Origin of the sequence: Dactylosporangium salmoneum (genome assembly GCF_039532525.1) — a bacterium.
Lineage (GTDB): Bacteria > Actinomycetota > Actinomycetes > Mycobacteriales > Micromonosporaceae > Dactylosporangium > Dactylosporangium salmoneum.
In genome coordinates this window covers 144733-165437 of record NZ_BAAARV010000083.1, presented here as the reverse complement: position 1 = coordinate 165437, position 20705 = coordinate 144733, and the positions used below count along the sequence as shown (strand labels likewise).

Genomic DNA, 20705 nt, shown 5'->3' with positions numbered 1-20705 from the left:
GAGCTGGACCACGTCGCCGCCCGCCTGGTGAGCGGCAAGCTGGGCGGCGTCGAGGTCGAGCGCAATGTCGACCTGAAGCGCATCGAGGTCGCGGTCCGCGAGATCCTCATCGCCGTCGGCGAGGATCCGGACCGCGACGGGCTGCTCAAGACCCCGGCCCGGGTCGCCCGCGCCTACGCCGAGCTGTTCGCCGGCCTGCGGGTCGACCCGGCCCAGGTGCTGTCGACCACCTTCGAGGCCGACCACGAGGAGCTCGTTCTCGTGCGCGACATCGAGGTCCAGTCCATGTGCGAGCACCACCTCCTGCCGTTCCACGGGGTGGCGCACATCGGGTACATCCCCGGGGCCGACGGACGGATCACCGGCCTGTCGAAGCTGGCCCGCCTGGTCGAGGTCTACGCGCGGCGCCCGCAGGTGCAGGAGCGGCTGACCTCGCAGATCGCCGACCTGCTGATGGCACAGCTGGAGCCGCGGGGCGTCATCGTGGTCATCGAGTGCGAGCACATGTGCATGTCGATGCGGGGCATCCAGAAGGGCGGCTCCCGGACCATCACGTCCGCGGTGCGCGGCCTGCTCCGAGACGACGCCAAGTCCCGCGCAGAGGCGATGTCCCTGATTTTGCACGGCTAATTTATCCGGTACGTCCCGTTCTTAGCGGGACGTACCGGTTTCCGGCGGATCGTCTCAGAAGAACAGTCCTCGGCCGAACACGAGAACCGGGATCAGCGGCAAGACGCTGATCACCACTCCGAGGACCGGGGTCCGCGAGGTCGACTTGCGGGCCATCGCGCCGATCGTGAGCCAGCCGAGCCCGAACGACATGGCCGGCAGCACCAGCGCACAGGGCAGCGCAAGCAGCCCGACCCCGCTGCTGTCGGCCGCCAGCAGCGTCGGGATCTGCACGATCGAGGCCAGCAGCGCGAAGGCGAAGTAGATCCCGGCGTTGACCCAGACGCGCCGGTTGGAGGCCGCCTGCCGCCCGGGCGCGGCCAGGGCCGCCTCAGACTGCTTCAGGCCGGCCGCGGCGATGCGGAGGGCCCGGGACACCCTGCCCGGTGTCGAGTCCGGCACGGGCGGGCTCAGCGGGCTGACGGCCCCCGTCCCCACCACGCCGGCGGCGCCCGAGATGGGCACGCCGCTGATCGGCACCCGGGGGATCGACCCGGTGTTGTGCATCCCGGGCGGCGCGCTGCGCGGCACGACGACCGGGTACCCCCCGGTCGGCATCCTCGCGGCCGCCACGCCGGGCGGGGCCGGCGGCGCCGGTGGGCTTCCTGCCCCGGCCACCGGCATCCGCGGCGCACCCGCGACCGCCGGTGTGCCCGGCATGGCCGCGGCCGGAGTCCCCGGCATGCCGGCGGGCGTGCCTGGCATGGCTGGTGGGGCGCTCGTTGGGGGCCAGGGCGGGGAGCTGACCGGGACCGTGGTGGCCCGCTGGAGCTGCGGCCAGGCGCCCGACGGCCCGCCGAAGGCCGAGGGCGGCGGGGGAGGGGCCATCGGCGCGCCCCGGCGCGGGTCCATCGCCTGCGGCCCGGCGGTCAGCGCGGCGTGCGCCGCCTGGATCTCCTGCCACGACGGGACGAGCTCGACCGGGCGGCCGCCGGCCTCGCTGACGACCTCGTTGAGGTATGCCTGATGGTGCGCGAGCTTGCCGCGGATTGCCGCGAGGTCGGCCTGGGCCGCCTTGAGCGCGGTCTTGTGCTCGGCGACCACCGCGATCACCTCCCGGCGCACCGCGTCGAGCCGCTGCCCGGCCGCGACGTAGTCCAGCCAGGCGGTCCGGCTCGGCTCCCCGACGGGCGCCGGCGGCGTCGTCCACGGCCCGCTCAGCTGTGCGCACACCTGCCGGACGAGCTCGGCGGGCGGGTCGGGGTCGAGGTAGACCGGCGCGTTGAGCCGGCTCGGCCCGGTGCCGGTCCCGGAGAAGGTGGCCCCCGGCGGATCACCGACCCAAGCGTGCGGGTTGCGGATGGCGATCTGCGTAGCATGCGGCAGCGGCGCCTGCGTGGTCTCCTGCGTCAGCGGCGGCGGCGGCCACCCCGCCGCGATGAGGTGCAGCCGCCCGGCCGGCCCGGCGTGCGCCAGCCCGGCGATGCGCGCGAGGTCCCGCCCCTCGGTGAGCTCCGGCAGCGAGGCAATGACGATCAACAACGTCGGCGCCGGCCCGTCGGTCCGGTTGGCCAGCCACCGCTCGCCCTCGTCGAGCACAGCCCGCAACCCCTCGGCGTCCGTAGCCGGCGGCGGCATGATCGACTCGATCCCACCGAACCAGCCGAACGTCGACCCGTCGACCACCGCATCGATGGCCCGAATCCGCACCGACCCGGGCGGCGAAGAGGCCAGCAGCCGCAGCACGAGACTGCGCAGCAGCCCCGCCACCCGGCTGTCCCGCGCATCGGCGTCGATCGCGATGTGCCCGGCCCGCAACAGCGGCACGATCATCGGAAACCGCGCGTCGTCGAGCGGATGCGCCTGCCCGACCCGCACAAACGTGGGCGGCAGCGGCCCGCCCAGCGGAGTAGCCGGCGCCAACGCATCCAGCTGCGCCCCGAGCCATCCGGGCGCCAGCAGAGCCGCATTAGCCCGCAACCCAGCCGCAAGATCATGCTGCTCGGCATACTGCTCCGCGGGCGCGGCGTTGGGCGAGTACTTGTCGAGAATCGGCCCGGCGGCGGCGACCAGCGCAGCGGTGTGCCGATGCTGCGCAGCCGCTCGCTCGATCCGTGCCCGCAGGCGTGCCACCGTGCCCCTTCCGAGTTTTTTCTAAGCTAGATGCGGGAACGGTAACGCAGACTGCGAATCCCGTCAGCAGGTGCACGCCAGCTCGCGCATTCCCGCAGGTAACCGCCCTCCCCCCACCCCCTGCGGCGCGGTGCTGTGCCGCACGGGCACTGGACAGCTAGCCTCTGGGGCGTGGACCCATCGAAGCCGAACGACCCGCAGGTGGATCAGGGACAGCCGATTCCCCGCTCGCGACCGGCCAACGACGAGGTCCTCGAGGGCGAGGTCATCGACCGCGGCGTCCCGCTGGGCCGCCCAGGCCCCCCGCCGCCCCCTCCGCCCACGCCGAAGAAGTCCGCTCGTACCCGCCGGACGATCCTCTGGACCCTGATCGGCATCGCGGCCTTCGTGTGCCTGGGCGGCCTCGGAATCGGCTACATCTACTACGACAAGGCCACGGCGCCAGACACGAGGACCCCTGGCCGGACGCTCGAGGAGTTCATCGATGAGCGTTTCAACAACGGCCCGCCGGAACGAGTGCAAGAGCTGATCTGCAGTTCCCCGAAATTGGTGGAGTTCGACGATCTGGTCAGCCAGTTGGCCGCACGTGAGGCGCAGACCGGTCAGGAGGTCAGGGCCAACGTATCGGCCACCGATGTTCGGTACACGTCCAACGACAAAGCCGAGATCGAGACCGAACTGGTGCTGACGGCTGGGCCGCGGACTCATGCGGAGTCCACCAGACAACACTGGCATTTCGACCTGGTGAGTGAGGGCGGCTGGCGCGTTTGTGGCGCGCATCGTCTGCAGTGACGGTCACTCCACCCAGAGGAGGTGGATGGGGACCTCCAGGGTCTTTGGGGGTTGCCCGCTCCACGCCCACCGGTACCAGTCCAACTCCCGGCACACGCGGATGCAGATGTCGCCCTCGGCGCTGTTGTATGCCTCCGTGACCGCCCGCAGATCGCGCTGGTCCCGGCCCGTCTTGTCGTCCGGCCCAGGGACACGGACCACACGAAGACCAGTGACCGCCTTGACCTCGCGGGCCGGGCGTGGAGGCCGCGCGGGCGGGGCGTCGAGCGACACCAGCGCGAAATCGTTCGTAGCGGCCGTGACGGCGCTCGAGGCGCGTTCGACCCAGACGCGCTCGACGGGGACAAGCGGCGCGAACACCTCGGTCTGCTCGGCCTCGGCGCGGTACCACTCCTGCTCCGGCAGCGTCGGCACGTAGGTGCGGCTGGCCTGGACCACCGTGTCGTCGATGCGCAGGTCGGCTCGCCAGCCCAGGCCGGGAAAGCCGACGATGGCGCGGCGGCCGCGAAGGTCGCGCAGCGCGGCAGCGGGGACCAGTTCGATGCCAGCCGGCGTTCTTGCGGTACCGCCGGCCAGCAGATCCCAGTCGGGAAAGTCCGCGTCGTCGGGCAGTCCGCTCACGGCTTCATTCCCAAAGGTGCCCCCATCCGCTGCATGAACGGCACTGGGTCGATGGCGCCGTTGTTGCTCGGGTCGCTGTTGATGTGGACCTCGAAATGCACGTGTGGGCCGGAGGAGTGCCCGGTCGTGCCGGAGAACCCGATTTCCTGACCGGGAGCGACGTGCTGGCCCACGACCACACTCGGCTGCTTCACCATGTGGCAGTACCGCGTAAGAATGCCGTTCGCGTGCTGGATTTCGACGTACCAGCCGCACCCGAGCACGTTCGGTGAGCCGTCGCGCCAGCATCCCCAGTCGGTGCCGTCGGCGAGGTGGGCTTGACAGCGGACCTTCACCACGATGCCCGCAGCGGCGGCGTGGATTAGGGTGCCGCGATTGACGATCAGGTCGACGCCCTGGTGCGTGGGGCGGTCCGCGGTGCGGAAGCCGGAGCCGACCTCGCCGTTGACCGGGGCTGTCCAGCCCGACGCTGCGATCTGGTCGCCGCTGACGCACTGCAGCTTCGTGGATCCGCCAGCTGCGCGCGCCGCGCCGCCGGTCAGCGAGTTGACTACGGTGCTGGCGAGTTGCTCGTGCTTGGCGTACGCATCCGGGTACGCGCTGATCTGGACCTTCTGGGCGGCCTGGGTAAGGCTCATTCTCTCCCAGCCCGGGATAGTCAGCAGCTTCTCGTAGAACTTCCGTGAGGCGTACTGCGGATCCATGATCTGCTGCGGTGTACCCCATCCCGTGCTCGGCCGCTGCTGGAACAGCCCCAGCGAGTCATGGTCGTTGCGCGCGCCAAGGTCTGGCAGGTTGTGCAGGCTCGACTCCTGCATCGCGGTGGCGACGGCGATTACCCACCCTCGCGGCGGCACGTTCATGTCCTGCCCCACCCGCACAATGATCGCGGCGTTGCGGACCTGCTCCTCGGAGAGCTCATGGTGGACCGGCATATTGGCGGCGACATTGACCACCTGCCCGTTGCCGCACCCGGCGTCGTAGGTCTGGGTGTTGCGCGCCGCGTCGAAGAAGAACGCCACGACGCCCCCCGCACAGCACACGAGCAACAGCAGCGAGCACAACGCCACTAGCAGCGCTGGACGGATGAATCTGCTTCTCTTCGGTACCTCGAAATCCTCGTCTTCCCCGATACCGCTCACGCCGTCTCCCAGTCCAGCGAGATGACCTGCCAGCGTCCGCCCGAGACCTGCAGCCCGAGCACGATTGTCCCGCCCTCCGCCGGGAACTTGGCCACGGTCGTCCCCCCGTTGGCCTGCAGTTGCATCGGCCCGGTGATCGTCGCCGTCGGCACGTCGGCCGGATCGGTGTCGGCGAGTGAGGCCAACAGGTCCGTCGAGGCGTCCGGCTTGAGCCCGGCCCGCCACTGCTCTCCAGTGATCCCCGGCTTGCGCAGCCAGGCCTTGGCAAATCGCGTTGCCACGGTCGACGCGTCCGCTGCCCCCTTGCTCAGCGACGGCGCTGGCGCAACCGACTCCTCGACCCCGTCATCCCCCAGCGAGGAGTACGGGTTCGCGGAAGTCGGCACCGGCGCCACCGTCGGCCCGACCGCGTCGTTGGCCGAATTCCCGTCCCCGTTGTCGAGCACGGTCCGCCCGAGCACGACGACCATGAGTACAAGGACAACCAAAACCAACGCGACGCCGTACCGCGTTCCGAGCAGTCGCAGGACCGTGCGCATCGCCGCCTACCCCGGCAGGCTCGCCGACTCGGGCCGCCGGGCTCCCCCTTGCCCGGCCGGGGATCGATCCGAGTCGGGCCGATAGATCGAGTACGACGGCACGTTCTCCGCCGGCAGATCGGGTTCCTCCCACGAGGACTCCCGCCGTCGGGACGAGCCTTGCTGCTGCCCGCCGCGCCGAGTCCCGCCGGTCTCGGGTCGCTCCGCGGGCACACCATCGCCGCTACTGGCCGAGGCCGTGTCCTCACTGCGCGCCTCGGGCCGCTGCGAGCTCAGCAATTCCCCACCGCCGCCGCGCTGTGGCCCCGGCTCCTTGGTACCGCCGGATTCGACGATCTTGAGCGCCGCAGCCTGCCGCACGTCCCGCAGGAACAGTCGATGCCAGCTCCCGGCCGAGGTGAGCGCCCGAGTCGAGTCCTTCCCCCCGAGCTGGGTGATCCGCCGGTAGGGCCGCAACAGCAGCCACCCGACAACCCCGGTCAACCAGATGAGCACAACCTGCAACCAGGCGGCCAGTGCGGCGGTCGACAGGATCAGCGAGACCGCCAACAGGTAGATCGCCGATCCGGTGCCGAAGATGATGATGTTGAAAATCGCCGCGATGACGGCGTTGCCCAGTCGGCGCAGGCCGGCATTGGCAGGTCGAAGAAGGCCGACGGTGCCGAGCATTGGTGCCGCGATGACCGCCCATCGGAAGATCAAGAATCCGAGGATCACCAACACCGACGCCGTGATGTCGAACAGTGCAAAGAAGAGGGCCGAGAGGATCGCCAGGAATCCTGCGCCGACCCTATCCATTCCCTTGCTGCCCTGCAGGTGTTCGTACGCCTCGGGGTCCTCGGTCTTGATTCGCTCGGCGATCTCTTTCCAGCGATCGCCCTTTTCTTGAATCAGCTTGTTCCGGACGGTCGACTGGGTCGGGGGTTCGTTACTTCCGGCGGCTGCGCGACGCTCGTTCTCGGCGCGCGTGCCCTGCTCGTCGGAGCGGATGTGCTCGATTTCGTCCCACGTGAATGATCTTGCGTCGTACAGTGCCGGCCCATATTTCTGGGCGGTCTCGCTGTCGGCTGAGCCGAGGGTGCCTCGTAGCCAGTTCCTGTACAGCAGTCCGTCCGCGACGGTGTCACTCGCACGCACTGCCGGCGGCCTATTATCCTTGCATGAATCGACGTCGATGATGCACGAGTCCTTCGACTCGTTGGGTGGCCCGACGGCATCGTGAATCACGCCGAGACTTGACGTGAGCGTCTGGTCGGCAAGATGGGCCGAGAAGGTCGGCCAGGCTGCCAGCGCGCTCATCAGGATCATGACGAACACGGCCCACCCGGCGGTGGTCACCGCGTTGGACATGTCGGACTGTCGTGATCTCCAGAGAAGGTAGAGCCCGACGATCGCGAGCGTCACCGCACCGAATGGGGTGAAGACCTTGTCGTAAATGGCGCGGGTGGCCTTCTCGACCAGCGGATCAGCCCATCCCCACATGTAGGATGGGTCCCACGCTCGCTCGCGCAGTGCGTTTGAGGCGCCTATGATTGACGTCGCTAGGGCAAATTCGCCGTTCGCGACCGTGGTTTCGAATTCGGCGCTGGGATTCGTTATCGCGGCCGCACATTTGAGGTCATAGGTGTTGAAATCGTAACCGGCATAACCATATTGGCTGTACAGCCCCTGGATGCCGTTCTCTTTGGACGAGGGCAAGCGCTGCGCAAACCAGCCGGCCATTCCTGAGTCTGGGGCATCGGGAGTGGGTGCATCCAGGCAGCTGGCTCGGCTGGCGATGTCACTTTTCAGGCTGGCGGCGCAACGATTGAAGTTGGCCGGATTGTGCCACTCGTCAACGCTGCAAAGCTTGTCGGTCGGGGCGTATGCCGGGGAGGCCGTGGCGAGCGTGGCGGGGGCCCCGAAGAGGGTGGCCATGGCCGTGACGAGGACCACGGCCACGTACACGGGCAGGCGTCTCACCGATCGTCCTCCGGGTCGTCGTCGTGGATGTCCACAACCTCGCCGCCGATAGCGGTCGAGGACGGGGCTGTGCCTGGCGTCGTGTCCAGGTAGCGCAGCAAGTCCTGCACGTACGAGACGTCCACGCGAACCTTCTGCACCCGGCCATCCACGTCGCGCATCACGAACTCGCGGAAGCCAAGACGCGACGACGAGCTCGTGTCGACCTGGGAGAGGGCGGCCAGCGTCTGCTCGTAGCCGACGTCCGTGGGCACCCGAAGGAGGCGCAGGGCCTCGGCGGCGATCTCGGCGTCCTCGGCGATGCGGCCCACGAAGACGGTGGAGACGAGGTTCTGCACGTCCAGGCCGAGGATGTCCTTCGGGTTCTGGGATGCGACCAGGGCAGCCAGGTTCCACTTGCGCGAGTCGCGGGCGAGGCGGACCAGGAAGGAGCGGCCGGAGCGCCAGCCCTCCATGAAGTGGGCCTCGTCCAGGCCGACGAGCTTGCGGGCGGTCATGTCGCCGCCGTAGCAGCGGCGCACGGCGAGGCGGTGGGCGGTGTGGAGCATGGGGAGGGCCAGGGATTCCTCGGCCGACCAGTACTCGCGCTCGATCTTGAGGTCGGGGAGGCGGAGGCCGGCCATGGTGATCACGGTCAGGGCGGCGTCGGCGCCGAGGAGGCCGGGGGGTGGGGAGCCGAAGAAGAGCATGGCGAGGGGCATCTCGGCGGTGTCGAGCAGGAGGTTGCCCAGCTCGGCGGCGTCGTGGTCGCCGGTGTCGCGAAGTGCGCGGATGACGTCCTCGAGGGTCGAGGACTCCTCGGCCGGCACCTGGCGAACGGCGTGGCGCAGCAGCGTGGCGGTCGAGGCCTCGCGGGCCACCTGGGGCGGTACGAGCATCATGCAGATGTCCTGCACGAGCATCCGGCGCTCGGCGCGCGCGTTGGAGATCGAGATCTCGAACTCGCGGTCGCCGGCCGGGCCGGGGGCGTAGTGGCCTCGCTGCGGGGTCGGGATCAGCGAGTAGGGGGCCAGCGTGCCCTGCTCCGAGCCGGTCAGGTTCAGCACGCGCGAGAACGGTGCCAGCTCCGGCATGCGGCACAGGCGCGCCAGGGGTCCCGAAGGATCGAGGAGCGTCACTTGTACCCCGCGCCGCGCGGCAAGGTAGCCCAGGGCGCCCATGAGGGTCGACTTGCCACCGCCGGGCTCGGCCACGAAAACCGCCAGGCCCGAGCGTTCCCGCACCTCCATCGGGAAGTGCAGGTCCAGGAAGACCGGGCGGCGGGAGGTGCCCGCGGTGCGGCCGATCAGGTCGCCGCGCCGGTCGCCGACCGTGGAGGCGGCCTGGGGGAGGGCGGCGGCGAAGAGCTTGACGGGCATGCGGCGCAGGTAGCCGGTGTTGGCCAGCGGCTCACCGGGGATGAACTCGCGCGCCATCCAGTCCTGGTTCTTCGGGTGCTGCAGCGCAAGGCGCATCTCGCGGGAGTACATCTGCGTGACCCTCCGCGCCCGCTCGAGGCACTCCTCGCGGGTGCGCCCGCCGACCGCGACGCGGTGCCAGCCGTGCGCGCGGGACGAGTCGACGGGCAGGCCGGTGCTGATCTCGTCGCCGATGGTCAGCGCGCGCTTGGCCAGCCGCTCCAGCTCGGGCGGTGCGTCGATGCCGTGCTCGCTGTAGTCGGCCTGCTGGGAACGGATCAGGCGCAGCCGGTGCTCCAGGTTGCGGAAGGAGTCGCCCGGGCCGAGGATGTCGATCCGCGAGGACAGCTCCATCGGCCACGGCAGGCGCTCGTGGAAGTGCAGCCAGGGCTCGTGCCGCTCGGGGATCTCCAGCGGCTCCATGCGCCCGACGGTCAGGACGGCGACGTGGCGCTCCTCGCCGGTGACCCGGTTGACCAGCTTCACGGTGGACCCGTACGGCGTGCGGTACCGCTCGACGGACTCGGTCAGCGCGAGCAGGTCGCCGGCGGCCCAGCCGCCATCGAGGGTGGTGATGCTCGACGGCGGCGACATGCACAGCGCCACCGAGCGGTAGAGCAGCCACTCCAGCTCGAAGGAGGTGACCCGCCGGCCGCGCATGCCGAACGCGCCCAGCACCTCGTCGAACTGCTCCACGGTGCGGGCCATCCGGCGGCGCTCGGCGTCGGCGACGCCGCGCCGGAAGAGGGAGCCGATGCGCTCGGCGAAGGTGTCGCCCAGGGTGCGCCGCGCGAAGGCGATGCCGAGGTACGTCTGCCCCTCCGCATGATTGATGGAGAGCAGGTGCTTCTGGGCGGCGACCAGGTGATCGGCCCACGACGGGCCCCCGGCGGAGGGCAGCGGGCGCGGGGTGTTGGCGTCGACCACGCGCGCCCACTGGTCGGCCGGGAACGGCCGGGTGGTGCGCCGGAGGTGCAGCCGGAAGCCGGCCAGGCCGGCGTACTGCTCCGAGATCGCCGACAGCAGCGCCTCGCGCTCGGCGTCGGGCCGGAAGGCCCACCGCACCTCGGGCAGCCAGTACCAGGCGGTCACCGTGTTCGGCGTGAACGTCAGGTGCCCGGCGATCTCGGTGATCGCCAGGTCGATCGCGGCGCTGCGGTCCTTGTGCTTCGGCTTCGGCGTGCGGTCCAGCGGCGTCTTCTTGCCCCGCTGCGGCGGCGGCGTCATCCGCGGCGGGCGGGGCGGCTGCTGCACGGGCACCCCGCGCTCGGGCGGCATGCGCCGGGCCGGCGGGGGCGGAGCCGTGGTCACCGCGGAGGCGTTTTTCCTGGGTGTACCGCCGGAGCCGCCCATACCGGGCCGCCCGCCCTGCCCCGAAGGGCGCTCGCCGGGCCGGTTGCCAGGCAGTCCAGGACGCTCCCCGGTCCGCTCACCGGGCCGGTCGGCCAGTAGCCCGGGCCGTCCGGCCGGGAACCCGGGGCGCTCGCCGGTCCGTTCCCAGAGCCGCTCCCCGACCTGATCGGCGGGGCGCTCGGCCGGCCGGGCCGGGCGGTCGCTCAGCGCGGGCCGGGTGCTCAGCCGCTCCCCGTTGGTGCGCGCCGGCTCGCTGCCGCGCGCACCGCCCCGCTTCGAGACCCGCAGGTCCTCGGGCGCCCGCGGCGCGCCGGACGAGGGCGCCGCCGAGATCGGGACGCCGGAGATCGGCCGGTTGTGCTCGACCCGCTCGCCGGCCCCCGGCTCCAGCGCCCGGAGCCGATCGCCCGGCGGGTCGTCGAACAGCCCGAGGAACGGCGAGTCGACGTCGGGCGTCGGTCCGCCGGCGGCCGGGCGTTCGGCCGGGCCGGGCATGGGGGTGGGTCCGGTGCCGCGGAACATGGCGACTCGGCCCCCTTCGGCGGCTGCCCGCAGTCCGCCATCGTAGTCAGTTGACTGCGCAGCGTCGTCGTCGATGTCCGGCCGGTCCTGATAGCCCCCGGTCCTGCGGGGCGGCGGAGTGGTCATGCGAGATCACCGGTGAGTTCCGGGCGGATGCGCACCTTGGAGGCGACCAGCCGGGCGTCGCGCAGCTCCGTGCTGGGCTCGCGGGTGTGACGCCAGTCGGTCAGGGCAGTGCGGACCACCATGCGGGCGGGACGATCGGGGTCGACGTAACGGAAGATCAGCGACGTGGCCACGATCGCGAGGGCGATCTCGTATGCGGGGAAGAAGTCGACCTGCAGCGTGATCAGGTAGCGGATGAACATGAACAGCGGCACCATCAGCGCGAACACCCCGTACTGCGCGTATGGCAGCTGGATGGGCAGCGTGTACCCGGGCGGGCCGAGGTAGACCAGGCGGGCCCGGTAGATGTCGTCGTCGGTGCGTAGGCGCATGGAGGTCGGCCTACTTGAAGATGAGGTTGACCAGCGAGTCGCCGAAGAAGAACAGCGACGCCGCGCCGGCCACGAATGCCAGGCCGATGATCGCGATCGCGGAGCTCGTGAGGACTCGCGACACCTCGCCCTTGCTGGCCCGGCCTATGAAGATCACCCCGAGGGCCGCGAGCAGGATCGGCACGATCTTGGTCGTGAAGAAGTTCAGGATGGCGTCGGTATTGACCGTCTTCGGCTCCGGCGTCGGTGTCGGCGCGAAGGCGATCGCATCCACGGCGTGTGTGGCGGAGCCCCACATCGCCTGGCCGATCTCCATCAACATCATCAGACCTCCCCGGAGGCGCGGCAGGCAAGGTGCACGCCGCGCGTTAAGCCTCGCCGATAAGACGACCCCGCGGAATCACCGCGGCTGCTGTGTCGCCCTCCGGCGGAACCTTATCCGGGCGTTTGCCCTGCTAAATGCCCATTGTCGGGTTTAACGGTCCGAATAACGTTCACTTGCAGAGAGTACGGTGCGGCCCTCTTTCCAACAAGCTGACCGGTCCGTGCTCAGTGTGCACAGTGTGACGTCTGAGGTGCCCCGGTGCGTCGTCCGTCCGGTTCTCGCAGGTCGCCACCGGGTAGGTCCGTTGAGTTGAGTACCTTCATTCAAGTGATGCTCTTGCGACGTCCCACGCCGGTGGTGATGGGCGTGCTCAACGTGACCCCGGACAGCTTCTCCGACGGCGGTCGCTACGCGGACCTCGACGCGGCCGTGGAGCACGCGCTGCAGATGCGCGACGAGGGCGCCGACGTCATCGACGTGGGCGGGGAGAGCACCCGGCCGGGGGCGGACCGGGTCGACGCGCCGACCGAGCAGGCCCGGGTGCTGCCGGTGATCCGGACGCTGGCCGCCGAGGGCGTGTCCATGAGCATCGACACGACCCGCGCCGCCGTCGCCGCGGCCGCGCTCGAGGCCGGCGTCGAGCTGGTCAACGACGTCTCCGGCGGGCTCGCCGACCCCGACATGGCCCGGGTGGTCGCCGACGCCGGCTGTCCCTGGGTGCTCATGCACTGGCGCGGCCACTCCCGCCGGATGGCCGACCTGGCCGTCTACGAGGACGTGGTCAAGGAGGTCTCGGCCGAGCTGCTGGAGCGGGTCGACGCGGCCGTCGCCGCCGGCGTGTCCCCCGACCGGCTGATCCTCGACCCCGGCCTGGGCTTCGCCAAGAAGCCGGAGCACACCTGGCGCCTGGCCGCCCACCTGCCCGACCTGATCGGCCTCGGGCACCCGGTGCTGGTCGGCTCCAGCCGCAAGTCCCACCTCGGCCGGCTGCTGGCCGACGCGGACGGCCACGACCGCCCGACCGCCGAGCGGGAGGCCGCGACCATCGCCACCACCGTGCTCTCCGTCGCCGCCGGCGCCTGGGGCGTGCGCGTGCACGAGGTCCGTGGCAACGTGGATGCGATCAGGGTCTGGCAGGCGACGAAGGCGGCGAAATGATCTCGGGAGCGGACCGGATCGAGCTGCGGGGGCTCCGGGTCCGCGGCTATCACGGGGTGTTCGACTTCGAGCGCCGCGAGGGCCAGGACTTCGTGATCGACGTGGTGCTCGAGCTCGACCTGCGCCCGGCCGCGGCCTCCGACGACGTCGCCGACACCGTGCACTACGGCGAACTGGCGCAGGCTCTGGCCGCGGTGGTGGCCGGCGAGCCGGTGAACCTCATCGAGACGCTGGCCGCGCGCCTGGCCGACGTCTGCCTGGCCGACGGTCGGGTGGCGGCGGCCACCGTGAGCGTGCACAAGCCGCAGGCACCGATCCCGCTGGAGTTCGCCGACGTCGCCGTGGTGATCCGCCGGGAGCGGGCATGACCGTGGCGGTGCTGTCCCTGGGCAGCAACCTCGGGGACCGGGTGGCGCACCTGCGCGGCGCGGTGGCCGGGCTCGGCGCCGCCGTGCTGGTCGTCTCGGGGGTCTACGAGACCCCGCCATGGGGCGATCCCGACCAGCCGCACTACCTCAACGCGGTGGTGCTCGCGCGCGATCCGGGGGCCGCGGCCGCGGACTGGCTGGCGGTCGCCCAGCGGCTCGAGGAGGCGGCCGGCCGCGTGCGTGACCCCGCGCGCCGCTTCGGCCCGCGTACCCTTGACGTTGACGTGATTGCCGTTTGGACCGACGACGGGGAGCCGGTGACCTCCGACGATCCCGACTTGACGCTGCCGCACCCGCGCGCCCACCTGAGGGCGTTCGTGCTCCGGCCGTGGCTCGACATCCAGCCGTACGCCCAGCTACCGGGACACGGCTGGGTCAACGACCTGCTCCGAACGGAGCAGGTCGTCGGTGACCTCGCCGACCTGCGCCCAAGAGTTGACGCCCACCTCGATTCGTGATCTGGAGCCGAAGCGATGGCCACGCCGTCACCTGAAGACCCCCGCACGAGCGGACCGAACGGCCAGAACGGCCAGAAGAACCGGATGGAGCCGACCAGCCCGGCCACGCTGGTCGTCGCGGCGCTCGCCACCACCGCGCTGGCCTGGATCGTCATCAGCAACTTCTGGAACAGCCTGCCGACGCTTCCGTGGCTGCCGCCGCTGACGCTCATCGGCCTCGCCATCTTCGAGGGCATCGAGGCGTACTCCACCCGCAACCGCATCCTGCGCAAGGAGGGCGCCGGCCCGCTCCAGCCGCTGGTCATCGCGCGGTACGCGGTGCTCGGCAAGGCCTCGGCGCTGGTCGCCGCCCTGTTCGGCGGGATGTACATCGGCCTCGCCACCTGGCTGCTCACGCAGCGTGGCGTCCTGGCCAAGGTCTCCGAGAACCTGCCCCAGGCGCTTCTCGGCGTGGCCGGCTCGATCGTGCTCATCGCCGCCGCGCTCTGGCTCGAGCGCGCCTGCCGGGTCCCGCCGAGCGGCCGGGACAAGGATCTGCCCAGGCAGAAGCGCCAGGACGGGGCGGACCGGACGCCGGACGACCAGGTCGCCTGAGCGCCTTTACGCAGAGTGCCCGGAAGCTGTCTTAAGGAAGATACAAAGAGCGCGCCGGGGTATGTCGCTGGTCACCATCCGCGGTTACTGTGCGACGCGTACCCGTCGGTTGGCAGGAGGCGCGCGCCATGGCGTACGACGACTCGCGGTTCCGCGGCGAGCCCGGGTTCCGGGAAGAGCCCGACTTCCGCCCCGGTGGCGTGCCCGAGGACGCGCCTACGCTGGGCGTCTCCGGCCAGTCCGTGTACACCCCGGGCGCCTATCCCGTCTCGCCCGCCTACGGCACCTCGTCCAACGAGATCACCACCCTCGGGCTGAACCGGCGCGCCGCGCCCACCGCCCAGCAGCTCGGCGACGTCTTCGACGACCCGGAGCACGGCGAGCCCGGCCGCGACCGGCTGGCCGTGCACGCGCTGTGGGAGATGGTCCTGCTGCTGGCCGCGGCCGCGCTGTTCTATCTGCTGCACGACGCCCGCCCGGCCGCGCTGCGCGGCGCCGACCTGCAGTCGCTGCTGCTCTCCGGGGCCGAGATCGGCCTGGTCGCCATGGCCGTCGGGCTCACCCTGCGGGCCGGCGCGGTCAACCTGGCCGCCGGCCCGATCGCCTTCGCCGCCGCGCTGTTCTTCGCCAACAACTCCGACCGTGGCCTGGTCACGACGGCCGGCATCACCGGCCTGATCGCGCTCGGCGTGGGCGTGGTGATCGCCGTGCTGGTGGTCGCCTTCCACGTGCCCGGCTGGGCGGCCAGCCTCGGCGTGGCCTTCGCCCTGGTCGCGTGGATCGCCGACCAGCACGACGCGAAGGTGACGACCGGGGCGTACGACCCGCACCACCACGCCCTGTGGTGGGCCGTCGGGGTGGCCGTGCTCGGCATCGGCGGCGCCGCCCTCGGCCTGATCCGCCCGGTGCGCCGCGGCCTCGGCCGGTTCCGCCCGGTCCGCGACCCGGCCGACCGGCGCGGCGGCGGCGCGGCCGCATTCACCGGCCTGGCCATCGCCGGCTCGGCCCTGCTGTGCGCGGTCGCCGGGGTGCTGATCGCGCTGGACAGCCGCGCGGTCGCCGCCTCCGGCAGCGCCGCCGCGATCGACGGCCTCGCCATCACCGGCCTGGCCCTCGGCGCCGCGCTGGCCGGCGGCACCTCCGCCTTCGGCCGCCGCGGCGGGGTCCTCGGCACCGTCCTCGCCGCCGCCGTGATCACGCTGCTGCTGCGCTACACCGCGGCCGAGGGCTGGAGTCTCTCCCCGTTCACGCTGGCCGCCGGGGCCATCGGGGTCGGCCTGGTGGTGACCCGCCTGGTCGAGACCTTCGGCCGGCCGCGCACCGAGCCCGAGGACGGCGGCGAGGACAGCTGGACCCCGCCGTCGATCACCACGCCCCAGCCGGAGCCCGAGGATTCCTGGTCGCCGCCCGCCAGCCGTACCGCCGGCTGGCCCGCGACCGGCAGCAACGTCGACTGGGGAGTCGAAGAGCGCTGGGACACCCGATAAAATCTTGTCCATGACCGATGTCACGCTGGACCAGCTCGACGCGTTGCCGACCGAGGAGCTCCGGGAGCGCGCCTTCGCCCTGGCCCGCCAGCGGCACGACATCAAGTTCTTCTGGGATCTGTTCACGCACGTCACGGTGAGCGACAACGACACCCAGGATGGCTGGATCGGCTCGCTGGACGCGACCATCGACGACGCGGTCGCCCTGTGGCGGGAGGCCACAGGGCACCACTACGGCAACGCCGAGCCCCTGGTCCGGGCCGCATTCATCGACTACATCCTGCAGCACGGCAAGTAGGCGGGAGCCGCCTCCGGCCGCGAAAAATCCCGAAACCTGGTGGTTTCAGGATTTATCGGACTTATACCCTGACAGGGCATAAGTCCGATAAGTCGTGGCGCGGAGCGCCCGACTTATCGATAGGGCCACAAGCGGCGCCCGCGCCAGCCGCGCGAGAGCAGGGAACGGGCGGGCGCCGCAAGGCCGGGTCCGTAGGCCGCGCGCCGAGCCGCAACCGGCCGACCGGCCGCGGCTGACGCACCTACGGAGAGCGCGCGAGCGGGGGCCGAGCTATCGGCCGTCGGGCGAGCAGGGAGCGGGCGAGCGCTCAGGCTGCCGGCCGCACCGCCGCCGAGGCGAGCGCCACCTGCACATCGGCCGCCGTCAGCGCGCCGACCGGGGTGTCGCCGTCCTGCACCACCACCGCGCCCCGCCCCGTCGCCAGCATCGCCCCGAAGGCCTCGCGCAGGGTGGAACCGGCGGCGACGACGGGCGCGCCCTCACCGGCCTCCTCGACCGGCCGCAGCCCGTCGGTGGGGATCGAGGTGACCGACAGCCGCATGATTCCGCGGTCCTCACCCACGAACCGCTCGACGAACTCGTTGCCCGGCCGGGCGAGGAGTTCGGCGGGTGTGGCGTACTGCTGCAGCTGCGCGTGATCGGAGAGCACCGCGATGCGGTCGCCGAGCTTGATCGCCTCCTGCAGGTCGTGCGTGACCAGGATCGTGGTCTTGCGCACCGACTCGCGCAGCCGCAGGAACTCGTCCTGCAGCCGGCCCCGGTTGATCGGGTCGACGGCCGAGAACGGCTCGTCCATGAGCAGCACCTTCGGGTCGGCGGCGAGGGCGCGGGCGAAGCCGACCCGCTGCCGCTGGCCGCCGGAGAGCTCGTGGGGGTAGCGCGCGGCGTAGCGGGACGGCTCGAGCCCGACCAGGTCGAGCAGCTCGTCAGTGCGCTCGGCGATGCGCTTGCGGTCCCAGCCGAGCATCCGCGGGACGGTGCCGACGTTGGCCCGCACGTTCTGGTGCGGGAAGAGCCCGACGTTCTGGATCACGTAGCCGATGGTTCGGCGCAGCTGGACCGGGTCGGCGGTGGTCACGTCGGCCCCGTCGATGAGGATCCGCCCGTCGGAGGGCTCGATGAGCCGGTTCACCATCCGCAAGACGGTCGACTTGCCACAGCCCGATGGGCCGATGAGCACCGTCACCTCGCCGCTGTCGATCTCGAGGCTCAGCTCGCCGACCGCCACCGTGCCGTCCGGATACACCTTCCGCAACCGATCGAGGGTGATCGGCGCGGCGTCGGTCTTCGCGGTAACGTCCACGCATGTCCTTCCTGGCTCGCGGGGAGGTGGGCAACCCCTGGTTCTCCTGGTCGTACGTCCGGGACAACTCCGACACGCTGCGGGATGCCCTCCTCGACCACGTGGTGATCACGGTGTGGTCGGTTGCCATCGCGGTGGTCATCGCGATACCGCTGGCGGTGCTGGCGTACTGGGTGCGCCCGCTCGCCACGCCGATTCTGACATCAGCCGGCGTGCTTTACACGATCCCGTCGCTGGCTCTGCTGGCCTTCCTGGCCCCGTTCATGGGCACCGGGCGCTCTCCGGTGATCGTCGCCCTGACGTCGTACGCATTGATCGTGCTCATTCGCAATGCCCTCACCGGCCTGCTGCAGGTGCCCGAGGACGTGCGCGAGGCGGCGACGGCCATGGGGTACACCCGGCTGGCTCGTCTCTGGCGGGTCGAGCTGCCCTTGGCGCTGCCGGGCATCCTGACCGGGCTGCGGCTGGCCACCGTCTCCACCGTGGCGTTGGTCACGGTCGGCGCGATCGTCGGGTCGCAGGGCGGCCTGGGCGGGCTGATCCTGGCCGGCTTCCGCAACAACTACTACAAGGCCGAGATCTCCACCGCGGCCGTGCTCTGCGTCGGGCTGGCGCTGGTCCTCGACGTGGTGCTGATCCTGGTCAGCCGGGTGCTCACGCCCTGGACGAGGAGGCGGGCGGGATGAGCGGTTCGGAGCGAAGCGGAGAGGCCGCTCACAATAGGCGCAGGGTCAGCTCAGGCCGAAGCCGGAGCGAAGCGGAGGATTCGGCATGAGCGTGATCGGCGACGCGGTCGTGTGGTTCAACGACCCGCTGAACTGGACCAATCCGGGCGGGATCATCGAGCGGCTCGAGGAGCACGTCGAGATCTCGGCCGTCGCGGTGCTGCTCGGCTGCGTCGTGGCCTGGCCGCTGGGCATCGCGCTGGGCCGCCGCGGCGCCGCCTCCGGCGTGATCGTCCTGCTGTCCAACCTGACCCAGGCGATCCCGGTCATCGCGCTGCTCACCATCCTGACCCTCACCCCGATCGGCCTGGGCAAGCCGGCCGTGATCATCGCGCTGGCCGTGTTCTCGCTCCCGGCGCTGCTGGCCAACGCGTACACCGGGATGCGCGAGATCGACCCCGAGGTCCGGGAGGCGGCCCGCGGCATGGGCATGACCTCGGCCCAGCGGCTCCTGCGGGTCGAGCTGCCGCTGGCCGTGCCGTTCCTGGCCACCGGCCTGCGGATCGCGACCACCACGGTGGTGGCCACGGCGACCCTCGCCACCGCGGTCAACGGCGGCGGCCTAGGCATGATCATCTCGGCCGGCTTCGGGCTCGGGCCGGGCCACGGCGGGCAGATCCTGGCCGGCGCGATCCTCGTAGCGGGGCTAGCCCTTCTCGCCGACGCAGTGATGGCCGTCATAGAGCGCAAAGTCACACCAAAAGTCCTGCGGCGGGCCGCGGGCCGCTCCTGAGCGTGGCCGAGAGCATCCCATAACCGGTTGTTACGAAAACGTGCCTGCGTGCGGTTGCCGAATTTCCATAGCCGGAGTTGCCTATTTGAAGCGGGCGGGCTTGATAGCCGATAGCGCCGTCCGTCGGACACGCGGCCGGTCACAGTGATCGCGCCGGGACACGGAAGGCGGGCCTTTTTTTGCGTACAGCCATGCGCGCCACCCTCGGGGTAGTCCTCAGCTTCGCCGCGCTGGGCCTCGCCGCCTGCGGCAAGGAGGGCTCCTCGGGCACTCAGGCGCCGGCCAGCGTCAGCGGGGCGGGGTGTGCCCCGGTAGCGGGGGACAAGCTCGTGGTCTTGGACGACGACAAGAAACTCCAGCTGGCCGACAACATCATCCCAGCGATCAACACGAAGGTCGCCGACCCGGCCCTCGTCGCCGCGCTGGACAAGGTCTCCGACGCGCTCACCGTCGACAAGCTGATCGCGCTCAACAAGGCGGTCGACGTCGACCGCAAGACCTCCAAGGTGGCGGCCGACGACTTCGCCAAGGCCGAGAACCTCACCACCGGCATCGAGAAGGGCAAGGGCGGGGCGATCAAGATCGGCGCCGCCGACTTCTCGGAGAGCGCCACGCTCGGCGCCCTCTACGAGATCGTCCTCAAGGCCGCGGGCTACGACGCGACCGTGCAGACGATCGGCAAGCGCGAGGTGTACTACGGGCAGCTGACCAAGGGCGACATCCAGGTCGTCCCGGAGTACGCCGCGACCCTGACCGAGTTCATCAACCAGGCGGTCAACGGTAAGGACGCCAAGGCGCTCGCCTCCGGTGACGTGGACCAGACGGTGACCGCGCTCAAGGACCTCGGCGGCAAGCAGGGCCTGTCCTTCGGCAAGGCGTCCAAGGCGACCGACGGCAACGCGTTCGCGGTGACGTCGGAGTTCGCCTCGAAGTACAGCCTGAAGACCCTCAGCGACTTCGCCTCGAAGTGCTCGGGCCAGTCGACCGTCCTGGGCGGCCCGGCGGAGTGCCCGCAGCGGCCGTTCTGCCAGCCCGGCCTGGAGAAGACGTACGGCATCCAGTTCGGCAAGGTGCTGAGCCTGGACGCCGGCGGCCCGCAGAGCAAGGACGCCCTGAAGAAGGGCAACGCCTCGCTCGTGCTGGTCTTCTCCTCGGACGGCTCGCTCGGCTAGTAACGCGGACAGACGAACGCGCGCCCTCTCGTTCCGCCCGGGACGAGAGGGCGTTTCGTTTGTGCTGAGGACGGGGTAAGTTCTCTGCTCATGCCGGCCGCGCAAGCCCCCGACGCACCCGGGGTGAAGCGGAGCACGAAGCTGCTCCCGCTGCTGTTCTGGGGCGGGGTCGGCCTCTCCCCGCTCGCCGCCCTCCTGCTGCTCGTGGGCAGCGGTTTCCTCCTGCAACTGGCCGCCGTCCTGGCCCTGCTCGTCGTGGTCCTCATCGGCCTGTCGATCGCGCTGCGCCAGAGTGGCGACGCGGTCCGCGGCGAGGTCGAGGAGCTGGTGTACGAGGAGATCGACCACGTCCGCGCGGACATCCGCGGCGACATCACGCACGCCGCCCGCGCCACCCACGGCCAGCTCATGGAGCGCATCGGCGGCCTGCACGAGACCGTCGACGCGCTGCGGCACC

Annotated in this window: 19 protein-coding genes and 2 pseudogenes; 12 read left to right on the top strand and 9 right to left on the bottom strand. The window is 70.9% G+C overall.

Features of this window, described 5'->3' with window-relative positions; genetic code table 11:
- Positions 1–3: 3 nt before the first annotated feature.
- Positions 4–630, top strand: a complete 627-nt coding sequence (folE, locus tag ABD352_RS42200) for a GTP cyclohydrolase I FolE (protein ID WP_344618281.1) — start codon at positions 4–6, stop codon at positions 628–630.
- A gap of 54 nt (positions 631–684) precedes the next feature.
- Here folE and ABD352_RS42195 read toward each other — a convergent pair whose 3' ends face one another.
- Positions 685–2742, bottom strand: coding sequence for a hypothetical protein (locus tag ABD352_RS42195; RefSeq protein WP_344618190.1), 2058 nt, complete (start codon positions 2740–2742; stop codon positions 685–687).
- Positions 2743–2913: 171 nt separating this feature from the next.
- On the opposite strand from ABD352_RS42195, the gene ABD352_RS42190 reads away from it, so the two are divergent.
- Positions 2914–3534, top strand: coding sequence for a hypothetical protein (locus ABD352_RS42190; RefSeq protein WP_344618189.1), 621 nt, complete (start codon positions 2914–2916; stop codon positions 3532–3534).
- A 3-nt stretch (positions 3535–3537) separates the two neighbouring features.
- On the opposite strand, the gene ABD352_RS42185 is transcribed toward ABD352_RS42190, so the two are convergent.
- From ABD352_RS42185 to ABD352_RS42155, 7 genes are all read right to left on the bottom strand, one after another.
- Positions 3538–4155, bottom strand: a complete 618-nt coding sequence (locus ABD352_RS42185) for a hypothetical protein (RefSeq protein WP_425553881.1) — start codon at positions 4153–4155, stop codon at positions 3538–3540.
- Positions 4152–5288 carry a M23 family metallopeptidase gene (locus ABD352_RS42180; protein WP_425553891.1) on the bottom strand — a complete coding sequence of 379 codons (1137 nt, stop codon included), beginning with the start codon at positions 5286–5288 and terminating at the stop codon, positions 4152–4154. Before ABD352_RS42180 ends, ABD352_RS42185 begins: the two co-directional genes overlap by 4 nt.
- Positions 5289–5293: 5 nt before the next feature.
- Positions 5294–5767, bottom strand: a complete 474-nt coding sequence (locus ABD352_RS42175) for a hypothetical protein (RefSeq protein WP_344618188.1) — start codon at positions 5765–5767, stop codon at positions 5294–5296.
- 75 nt (positions 5768–5842) lie between these two features.
- Positions 5843–7753, bottom strand: coding sequence for an MFS transporter (locus ABD352_RS42170; protein ID WP_344618278.1), 1911 nt, complete (start codon positions 7751–7753; stop codon positions 5843–5845).
- A gap of 41 nt (positions 7754–7794) precedes the next feature.
- Positions 7795–11070, bottom strand: a complete 3276-nt coding sequence (locus ABD352_RS42165) for an ATP-binding protein (RefSeq protein ID WP_344618187.1) — start codon at positions 11068–11070, stop codon at positions 7795–7797.
- 122 nt (positions 11071–11192) lie between these two features.
- Positions 11193–11567 (bottom strand): hypothetical protein, encoded by a 375-nt coding sequence (locus ABD352_RS42160; RefSeq protein ID WP_344618186.1) that lies wholly within the window; start codon positions 11565–11567, stop codon positions 11193–11195.
- A gap of 10 nt (positions 11568–11577) precedes the next feature.
- Complete coding sequence (locus tag ABD352_RS42155; RefSeq protein ID WP_344618185.1) at positions 11578–11892, bottom strand: hypothetical protein; 315 nt, start codon at positions 11890–11892, stop codon at positions 11578–11580.
- Positions 11893–12222: 330 nt separating this feature from the next.
- Here ABD352_RS42155 and folP point away from each other — a divergent pair, with 330 nt between their 5' ends.
- The 6 genes from folP (at position 12223) to ABD352_RS42125 (ending at position 16315) form a co-directional block, all read left to right on the top strand.
- Positions 12223–13050, top strand: a complete 828-nt coding sequence (gene folP, locus ABD352_RS42150; RefSeq protein ID WP_344618277.1) for a dihydropteroate synthase — start codon at positions 12223–12225, stop codon at positions 13048–13050.
- Positions 13047–13418 (top strand): dihydroneopterin aldolase, encoded by a 372-nt coding sequence (folB, locus tag ABD352_RS42145; protein ID WP_344618184.1) that lies wholly within the window; start codon positions 13047–13049, stop codon positions 13416–13418. Before folP ends, folB begins: the two co-directional genes overlap by 4 nt.
- Positions 13415–13936: a 2-amino-4-hydroxy-6-hydroxymethyldihydropteridine diphosphokinase gene (folK, locus tag ABD352_RS42140; protein ID WP_344618183.1), complete on the top strand. Its 522-nt coding sequence runs from the start codon at positions 13415–13417 to the stop codon at positions 13934–13936. The genes folB and folK overlap by 4 nt, the downstream gene beginning before the upstream one ends.
- 84 nt (positions 13937–14020) lie before the next feature.
- Complete coding sequence (locus tag ABD352_RS42135; protein WP_344618182.1) at positions 14021–14530, top strand: DUF3180 domain-containing protein; 510 nt, start codon at positions 14021–14023, stop codon at positions 14528–14530.
- Positions 14531–14658: 128 nt separating this feature from the next.
- Positions 14659–16017, top strand: coding sequence for an ABC transporter permease (locus ABD352_RS42130; RefSeq protein ID WP_344618181.1), 1359 nt, complete (start codon positions 14659–14661; stop codon positions 16015–16017).
- Positions 16018–16027: 10 nt separating this feature from the next.
- Positions 16028–16315, top strand: coding sequence for a hypothetical protein (locus tag ABD352_RS42125; RefSeq protein ID WP_344618180.1), 288 nt, complete (start codon positions 16028–16030; stop codon positions 16313–16315).
- A 307-nt stretch (positions 16316–16622) separates the two neighbouring features.
- Here ABD352_RS42125 and ABD352_RS42120 read toward each other — a convergent pair whose 3' ends face one another.
- Positions 16623–17618 (bottom strand): ABC transporter ATP-binding protein, encoded by a 996-nt coding sequence (locus tag ABD352_RS42120; protein ID WP_344618179.1) that lies wholly within the window; start codon positions 17616–17618, stop codon positions 16623–16625.
- 2 nt (positions 17619–17620) lie between these two features.
- On the opposite strand from ABD352_RS42120, the gene ABD352_RS42115 reads away from it, so the two are divergent.
- From ABD352_RS42115 to ABD352_RS42100, 4 genes and pseudogenes are all read left to right on the top strand, one after another.
- Positions 17621–18304 carry an ABC transporter permease gene (locus ABD352_RS42115; RefSeq protein WP_344618178.1) on the top strand — a complete coding sequence of 228 codons (684 nt, stop codon included), beginning with the start codon at positions 17621–17623 and terminating at the stop codon, positions 18302–18304.
- An 85-nt stretch (positions 18305–18389) separates the two neighbouring features.
- Complete coding sequence (locus tag ABD352_RS42110) at positions 18390–19076, top strand: ABC transporter permease (RefSeq protein ID WP_344618177.1); 687 nt, start codon at positions 18390–18392, stop codon at positions 19074–19076.
- A 144-nt stretch (positions 19077–19220) separates the two neighbouring features.
- A pseudogene (locus ABD352_RS42105) lies at positions 19221–20248 on the top strand (glycine betaine ABC transporter substrate-binding protein).
- Positions 20249–20338: 90 nt separating this feature from the next.
- Positions 20339–20705, top strand: a pseudogene (locus ABD352_RS42100) (hypothetical protein); the annotation flags it as partial.

Bases quoted from the DNA above. Each gene is read 5' to 3' on its own strand.
- ABD352_RS42175 (WP_344618188.1), bottom strand. From the start codon at position 5,767: ATGGTCGTCGTGCTCGGGCGGACCGTGCTCGACAACGGGGACGGGAAT.
- ABD352_RS42170 (WP_344618278.1), bottom strand. From the start codon at position 7,753: ATGGCCACCCTCTTCGGGGCCCCCGCCACGCTCGCCACGGCCTCCCCG.
- ABD352_RS42165 (WP_344618187.1), bottom strand. From the start codon at position 11,070: ATGTTCCGCGGCACCGGACCCACCCCCATGCCCGGCCCGGCCGAACGC.
- ABD352_RS42160 (WP_344618186.1), bottom strand. From the start codon at position 11,567: ATGCGCCTACGCACCGACGACGACATCTACCGGGCCCGCCTGGTCTAC.
- ABD352_RS42155 (WP_344618185.1), bottom strand. From the start codon at position 11,892: ATGATGTTGATGGAGATCGGCCAGGCGATGTGGGGCTCCGCCACACAC.
- folP (WP_344618277.1), top strand. From the start codon at position 12,223: ATGCTCTTGCGACGTCCCACGCCGGTGGTGATGGGCGTGCTCAACGTG.
- folB (WP_344618184.1), top strand. From the start codon at position 13,047: ATGATCTCGGGAGCGGACCGGATCGAGCTGCGGGGGCTCCGGGTCCGC.
- folK (WP_344618183.1), top strand. From the start codon at position 13,415: ATGACCGTGGCGGTGCTGTCCCTGGGCAGCAACCTCGGGGACCGGGTG.
- ABD352_RS42135 (WP_344618182.1), top strand. From the start codon at position 14,021: ATGGAGCCGACCAGCCCGGCCACGCTGGTCGTCGCGGCGCTCGCCACC.
- ABD352_RS42130 (WP_344618181.1), top strand. From the start codon at position 14,659: ATGGCGTACGACGACTCGCGGTTCCGCGGCGAGCCCGGGTTCCGGGAA.
- ABD352_RS42125 (WP_344618180.1), top strand. From the start codon at position 16,028: ATGACCGATGTCACGCTGGACCAGCTCGACGCGTTGCCGACCGAGGAG.
- ABD352_RS42115 (WP_344618178.1), top strand. From the start codon at position 17,621: ATGTCCTTCCTGGCTCGCGGGGAGGTGGGCAACCCCTGGTTCTCCTGG.
- ABD352_RS42110 (WP_344618177.1), top strand. From the start codon at position 18,390: ATGAGCGTGATCGGCGACGCGGTCGTGTGGTTCAACGACCCGCTGAAC.